Origin of the sequence: Chryseobacterium lathyri (genome assembly GCF_003290185.1) — a bacterium.
Classification (GTDB): Bacteria; Bacteroidota; Bacteroidia; order Flavobacteriales; family Weeksellaceae; genus Chryseobacterium; species Chryseobacterium lathyri.
The window spans coordinates 1-7,521 of record NZ_QNFY01000032.1; the positions used below are offsets into that span (position 1 = coordinate 1).

Annotated in this window: 6 protein-coding genes and 1 pseudogene; all 7 read left to right on the forward strand. The window is 32.1% G+C overall.

Features of this window, described 5'->3' with window-relative positions; all coding sequences use genetic code 11:
- Nucleotides 1-600 precede the first annotated feature (600 nt).
- On the forward strand, nt 601-1,293 hold the full coding sequence (locus tag DRF61_RS22300) for a hypothetical protein (protein WP_146897236.1): 693 nt from the start codon (nt 601-603) through the stop codon (nt 1,291-1,293).
- A gap of 262 nt (nt 1,294-1,555) precedes the next feature.
- On the forward strand, nt 1,556-3,025 hold the full coding sequence (locus DRF61_RS22305) for a tetratricopeptide repeat protein (RefSeq protein ID WP_111961060.1): 1,470 nt from the start codon (nt 1,556-1,558) through the stop codon (nt 3,023-3,025).
- Between the two features lie 609 nt (nt 3,026-3,634).
- On the forward strand, nt 3,635-4,117 hold the full coding sequence (locus tag DRF61_RS22310; RefSeq protein WP_307724892.1) for a transposase: 483 nt from the start codon (nt 3,635-3,637) through the stop codon (nt 4,115-4,117).
- A 51-nt stretch (nt 4,118-4,168) separates the two neighbouring features.
- A complete protein-coding gene (locus DRF61_RS22315; RefSeq protein WP_228452733.1) occupies nt 4,169-4,471 on the forward strand; it encodes a helix-turn-helix domain-containing protein in 303 nt (100 codons plus the stop codon).
- A 210-nt stretch (nt 4,472-4,681) separates the two neighbouring features.
- Nucleotides 4,682-4,858: pseudogene (locus DRF61_RS23155) on the forward strand (IS982 family transposase); the annotation flags it as partial.
- 698 nt (nt 4,859-5,556) lie between these two features.
- Nucleotides 5,557-6,204 (forward strand): zinc metalloprotease, encoded by a 648-nt coding sequence (locus tag DRF61_RS22320; RefSeq protein ID WP_111961063.1) that lies wholly within the window; start codon nt 5,557-5,559, stop codon nt 6,202-6,204.
- 20 nt (nt 6,205-6,224) lie between these two features.
- Nucleotides 6,225-7,409 (forward strand): zinc-dependent metalloprotease, encoded by a 1,185-nt coding sequence (locus DRF61_RS22325; protein ID WP_111961064.1) that lies wholly within the window; start codon nt 6,225-6,227, stop codon nt 7,407-7,409.
- The last annotated feature ends 112 nt before the right edge of the window (nt 7,410-7,521 follow it).

Below are 7,521 nucleotides of genomic sequence, written 5' to 3' on the forward strand. Positions count from 1 at the left end.
ATATTGAACAATCAAATTGAGAATAATTAATTCAGAGCAGTTTAACATTAATTTCCGAAAACGGAAATATGTGATAGATAAAAATATATATTATGATATTGAATTTGTTATATTTAGTTATAAAAGGTCTACGTAGCTAATACGTATTACAATTTTAATAAAAATCTGTTTTTTTTATAATTTTGCATTGTTAGAGTTATCCTTATTCATATCGTAAAAAATAAATGAAAATGAGTTTTCTTCTTTTAATGAGTAGAAAGTAAAAGCAATTGCTTTATAATAAAATGGAGAAAATAATCTAATTTGATCACAATTTTGCATTACTACATTTTTTTGAGCGATAATAGAATTCTTTAAAATTATTGATGATTATTACATTTAAATAAAAACATTATGAAAAAAAAAATTACGTTAATCATTTTAGGTTTTCTTGCGTTGGGCCTAAAATTAAAGGCCCAAGTAGGTATCAACACATCTACTCCATTTAGTACATTAGTCGTTGAAGGTTCATATGAAGGAGCATATAAAAACATCATATCTAATACGACTTTATCTATTCAAGATCAGTATGTTGCAGTAAATGGAACTTCACCTATAACCGTGACACTACCTGATGGAACAGTAAGCAATTCTTTCTCAGGTAGGGTGTACCGTATTAAAAACAATTCTACCCAGGATCTCACTTTAACTGGATTTGGTGGATTACAACTCATAAAGTTATCTGCGACTAATAATTCCCCATCTTACGTGATCAAGCCCGGATATTATGTTGAAGTTATAAAAAATGACTTATCCAGCTCTGCTGGTCCTCTATGGGATCTTTCTTTTTTAGGAGCGATTTTAACAACAAACGTACAGCCTCTAACTTATGTAAGAAACACAGTAAGTCCCATTGATGGGAGTACTCCAACCAACTCTATCACTACTATTGGAAATATCAGTCTGAGGTTCAATGGAACTTCTTCCAACGCTGCTAATATGGAATATAATCTTTCTGTTGCCAATCATGTAACTGTTTTATATCATAAAGCAGGAAGTGGCGGAGCTTCTTTAGAGCAATGGGGAAGACAGGCTTCTTTGGCTAATACTTGGTACAGTTTCAATGGTGAGAATGGAAGTGCTACAAGAGATATAAATCCAGGCAACAGGGATATAGGGTATGCAATTATAATACTCCATAATACGAAAGAGGTCTATAGAGTAACAGCAAATGTAAATGGCGATATTGCTTCATCTGGTGGTGTCCCAGCGGCAGCATCTTCGGTAACTTTATTTGTAGAGAAATTAGACTAATACCAAAACTTCATTGTAAGTCGTTATATATTTTTAAGCCTTTGGTAATAAATTTTAACCAATATAATATCTCTTATATATTTTAGGTGAGAGAATTACTTTCTTTTCCATATAAAGTTTCAAAATTTTACATCTCAATCAATTGATCCTGCTTCTTTAAAGAGGCAGGAGCTTTTGTACAAGGATGATAAACATTGCCTGATCGTATAATCATTCATTCTGAAACTAAAATGGAAAATCATTAACTTTATAAATTCCCTCAATGATGAAATTCCAAAAGTATTTATTTCTTTTAATACCCTCTTTATTCCTCGGGCAAGGTAGGTCTGAGAAAATAAAAAAAATAGACAGCCTTCTAAGCATATCAAATAATCTGTCATATGGTCATTCTGCCCAATCAATAAGAATTGCACAACAATCAATAAAATTAGCTAGAGAAGAGAATTATTATCAGGGAATTGCTGAAGGATATAATATCATTGCCTACACACTATTTTATTTGAGAATGCTTAAAGAAAGCTATTATTATGCTGAAAAAGGAGAAGAATATGTTTATAACAACGATTACGTCCAGCAGGCAGATGTAAAATCTATTATCGGTAATATTTATATGGAGCTGGGATTGTACGGTAAGGCTGAAAAGGAGTTCAGAAAGAAATTATTTTGGTCCAATAAAATTCAGGATGAAAATACAAAATCAAAAAAAATATATAGTACATATTTCCAGCTTGGACTTTTTCATGAATCCAATGGGAGCCTCGATTCCAGTAATCATTATTATAAGAAATGTTTATTGTTGAGCTATAGTGTATCAGGTATACAGAATAATCACAGCGATGTGTACACAGGGATTGGGTTGAATTTTATGAAGAAAAAGAGGTTGGATTCAGCGGAATTTTATATTAACAAGGCGTTCATAGAATTAAGAAATAGCAATGGTCCAATTGAAGACCATCCTCTTTATGCAATGGGAATGCTTAAACTTGAGAAAAGACAATATGAAAAAGCTTTATACTTTTTTTTTGAGGCTGTTTCAGAAAAGAAAAAGATTAATCCTCATGCGGACGTAAGCTATTTGTACCAAAGCATTGCAAAAGCTTATTCGGGAATGCATGATGTAGAGAAGGAAAAAGAATATTTAGTCAGAAGTATAAAACAGAAAGATAGCATTGAAACAGAAAGAAACAAATCTGTTCAATATGTTATGAATCACCTTCTTAATAGTGAACATCAGGATAATGAAAATAGAAAACATAATTTTTTTTTGATGGGAATTATATCTTTTATTTTGATATCTGTTGCTGCATGTATACTGTATAAAATGGTTAGAAATGATAAAAATATAAAAGAAGAAGAGTTGTTGAAGCAAAAACAAATAGTAGCAATTAAAGAAGCAGAAGCAAAGGAAATGCAAAAAAAGATAAACGAATCATTTGAGGAAGTGGTTCTTTTGGCTAAAGAAAATCATCCCGAATTTTTTACCCGTTTTCAAGAGGTTTACCCGAAGTTTGTAGGCAGGTTACTTTTGCTTTCTCCTGACTTGAAAGCTTCAGAACTTACATTTTGTGCCTTTTTATTTCTTAATTTTTCAACCAAAGATATTGCTGAATTTACATTTACTTCATCCAGAACGGTACAGACCCGGAAATATCATATTCGTAAGAAATTTAATATTCCTGCAGGTACTGATACTTACATATGGATCCAAAGTATTGTAAGTTCTGATCAATAATTTTAAATTGAAGACTAGTTTTTATATTTTTTTAAGATTTACGTATCTAATACGTAGTAATTTGCAGCAAGGGTATTAAGAATATTTTGTCCTTTTGTAGGGAACTAAAAAAAACAAGTAATGAACAAATTATTTTTATTATCCCTGTGGTTTTTTTCCGCATGAGAATTAATGACAAACTCCTAAACTATTCTGTATATTCCGTCAAAAATGTTGAAAGGTACAGAAACATTGACGGATTATTGATTCTAGAGTGAACAGGGAAGGGTACGCATATCGGTAGTAGATATTCAATAATCCGAACTAGTAGATATAAATAAAGATTCTAAAATCCACATATGATGAAAAGCATATTTGTAAAATGCTTTAAGAGAAGCCGATTTCCCTATTGGCTTCTCTTCCTTCCAATCATATTTAATTTCATAATAAATTTGCTTACTAAATGATATTTATTTAAACCAGTAAATACATTTTGCCAACACAATAGTAATTATAACAGTAGCTAAGTTTGCAAAATATGAAATAAAACTTTAAAGGTCATTGACAATTAATGAGTAAACTTTTACTTGCTTTTTTTGATACATTACAAATAATACAAAATGTAAACCTTTGAGCTCCAGATGTGGAGCCTTACCTTATCAACTTGAGATGAATTTTAAAAAAATCCATATAGGTGCTTTGATCAAGCAACGTGTTACAGAAAACGATGTACAAATATCCCGCATTTGTAGCTTTTTTAAATGTTCGGAAGAAAAAATAGTGAAAATGTATGAGACAGAAAGCCTGGATTCGAAATTACTCTTGAAGTGGAGTAAATTACTTGGATATGATTTTTTCAGGATCTACTCCCAACACCTCATTCTGTTTGCACCTCAAGATGGCGTCAGTTTTAATAGACCAACAGGAAAGGAAAAGGAAAAGTCAAAGATGCCTCAGTTTAGAAAAAATATCTATACCAAAGAACTAATTGATTTTATATTAGAGCTATTGGAAAATGAAGAAAAAACTAAACTGCAAATTATAAATGAGTATAAAATTCCTAAAACCACATTATATAAATGGATCAGCAAATACAAAGATCTAAATACTTAACAAAGCCTAAAGAAATGCAAAAATCAAACATTAATTACAGGCAAAATATATTTGGATATTCTAGAGAAAAAAATTCCTGATAAAAAACAGGTATGTCAGCCTGTCCTTGAAAAAGAAAAACTTTCTTCTCTTGACATTATTGAGCTTAATACAAAAATATTTGGATATACTAACAAGAAAGCTATGTCACTTAATCAAAAGTTCCGATCCTACGGTAAATCAGATATTTTACTAATTTTGGATTACCAAAAAGCACATCATCTGAACAATAGTCAATTAGCCTGTCATTTTAAACTGAGTCGAGGTACAGTGGCAAGATGGAAGAAAATTTATATTGTTAACCTTTATAAGTAATGGAAGCTTCAAATTACAGATAGTTAATTGTATGTAATCATGATGCTCTTAGAACAATCTGCTTACTTTATTAACCCACTGTGCATTATGATAGAAAAAATAAAGTTTTTCATTTGAGTATTAATCAGTAAGCTGTTTTTATCTTAAAATATTTATGATGTACAATTTGATAGTAATTATGAAAAGAATTTTTGAAATTTTTCGAAATATTTAGATTATCAATGCAGAACTCAAAAATTAAGTGATTTAGCATTAATAAGTTTAACCGCAGTATATATGAGAATCGACAGCGAAATCATTTATTTAGAATTTTGCCAGAGTTCTTTCAGCAAAATTGAGAGAGCGGTTTACAACTGTCGAAGAAGAAGGCTGATAAATGTTACCAATAAATGGAAAAGGATTGTAGATTTTTCACGAAACAAAAAAGTTTGAGCTAAATTATAAAGCCACAAAAAATAAATTTCAATAGGTACAATAAGCTTTTATTCAATTATTATTACAAAGGGTGTTTCCCTTAACAATATACCATTTCCAATTTATTTTTTTAGAACAATCTTTTTAATATTTCTAGTGAAATATTGCATGTAAGGATTAAGGATTATATCCAAGTTTTTTCAATGTCTCATTTCTCAATTATACAGATGAAGTAGACATTCCAATATAAAATGAATCGGATGACTAAGGTTTCCAACTTTGGAACACAATGGCGAGAGCTCTTTTCAAAATAGTCCCATTTTATTTTTTCTGAAAAGTAAAACAAGTTCGTGATGCCTTCAGTTGTTTACCTTGAAAGGAGTAATTCCTTTTTACTGTATTGATAATCAGGTTTTTATAAAATACGTATATATTACGTATTCTTATTTTGTTTTAATTTGAGGGTTTTTATTTCTTTTGTAGAGAGATGTTAACTAAGATGAAAATTTGCAATGATGAAAAAGTTAAAAAAATTGACATCAATTCTAATGTATAAAATAAAATATTAGTAACAAAAACAGTTTTTTGCTACTATTAAAAATATTTGAGACAAGCTATCTTTTTTTGCCGAGACTAATTTACAAAATTACTAAAACAAAATATTTAAAGTTATGAAGAAAATTTTCTTTTATGGAGCAATGCTATGTTCCCTTTCATTAGCTGCACAAAAGCAGCAGAAAATTTGCGGTTTTGATCAGGAGTTACAATTGCAGGAGAGAACAATTCCTGGAGTAAGACAGATTTTTGATAAAGTTATCAAGAATATAGAAGCTGAAAGAAAGGCAGATCCTTTATCAGCTGCTAAAGGAATGGTGAATGGTGCCTATGAAATTCCTGTAGTAGTTCATGTCATTGAAGGTAATAACCCTACGTTCACTAGAACAGATACTCAGATTCAGCAATGGCTGGATAAAGCTAACCAGATGTATGCCGGAACTTATGCCTGGCCTGCTAATGGAGTGCCGGCAGATTTTGTAACATCAGCAGTATTCCCTATTAGATTGGTTTTGGCTAAAAGAGATCCGAACTGTAATGCGACTACTGGTATTGTGAGATATAATGGCGGTACATTAAGTGGATATAATACATCCGGAATGGCTTATCAAACAGCGAGTGGTGCTTCTAGAGATGCTATTAAAGGTTTGGCTCCACATTGGCCGGAGGCTTCTTATTTTAATATTTATTTAATTACCACATTTGATGGGGACACAACTCCTAGCTCAGGCTTGTTGGGATTTGCTGCATCCCCAGTAACCTAGATTCTAATTACGAATCCTTTATGAAAACAGGAGTTGTAACTAATCCCCACGACACAACATTTGCTCACGAATTTGGACATGCTATGGGATTATATCATACTTTCCAGAATGGTAGATACGATGCTGTTCCTGGAGATGCAGATTATTGTCCGCCTACCACCGGAGTTTGTGCTGATGATGATGATCAGGTTTGTGATACTGAAAGATCTGGAAGCGGTTACTCCGCATGGCCAGTTCCTTCAAACTCTACAGTTAACTCTTGTACCGGTTCAAACTATCAGGGTGTTCAGTATAATATGATGAATTATTCCAATTCTGTTGCTCAGAAATTTACAGCAGGGCAAGGGGATAGGATTAATGCTTCCTTTATGTTAATCAGAAGCAGTCTTACAACTTCAAAAGCGGGTACAGCTCTACCTTCTACCCCGGTGTCGTCAGTTGTTCCGGCTGTAGCTTGTACACCAGCAGGTTTAGCGAATCCTGGAGATGATTTGAGAGGTCCGGTTTCTGTAAAATTAGGACAAATAGATAATGAGTCTCCCGGATATTGGCAGGGACATACATTGTATTATGTAGATTATACTACAAAGGCGTGCTCCATGAATATATATACAACATTAGTTGTTAACCAACCACAAACTATTGATGTGGGTATTTTGGGAGACCCTCAGTTTGTGCGTGTTTGGATAGACTATAATAACAATGGCACTTTTGAAGCAAGTGAATTGGTAGCTTCTGGTGATAATGTGGCAATTGGCGCAGATCATAAAGGAACATTTACCGGAACATTTACACCTCAGGCTACTGCAATATTAAACACACCATTAAGAATGAGGGTTCTTGCTGATGCTGGATCACCTAGCGCATATGCACCGTGTGGTCAGCTTGGATATGGTCAGGCAGAAGATTATTCTGTAATGTTGGTAACTAATCTTGTTACAAGTGAAGTGAAGACCGATAATAATGATCTTGTGATTTATCCTAACCCGGTTGCAACAGGTGATAAAGTATTTATCAAAGCTAAGAATGGTAAGAATTTAAAAGTTTCTATTTCTGATATGTCGGGAAGGTTAGTGGCAAGACCTTCTATATCTGATGAAGGAAACGGAATCTACAAAATAAACCAACAGCTTGAAAAAGGAGTTTATATACTTTTAATTAATGATGGGAAAAATAAATATGAGTCTAAACTCATTAAAGAATAATATTTTTAAATTAAGAGCCTGTTTAAAAAAGTATAAAAATTTTTGTTAGGCGGTTTTCAGAAGTTGGATATTTGAAAAAAAAAAATGCAATACCCAACTGATCTGACTGAAA

Bases quoted from the DNA above. Each gene is read 5' to 3' on its own strand.
- DRF61_RS22305 (WP_111961060.1), top strand. From the start codon at position 1,556: ATGATGAAATTCCAAAAGTATTTATTTCTTTTAATACCCTCTTTATTC.
- DRF61_RS22320 (WP_111961063.1), top strand. From the start codon at position 5,557: ATGAAGAAAATTTTCTTTTATGGAGCAATGCTATGTTCCCTTTCATTA.
- DRF61_RS22325 (WP_111961064.1), top strand. From the start codon at position 6,225: ATGAAAACAGGAGTTGTAACTAATCCCCACGACACAACATTTGCTCAC.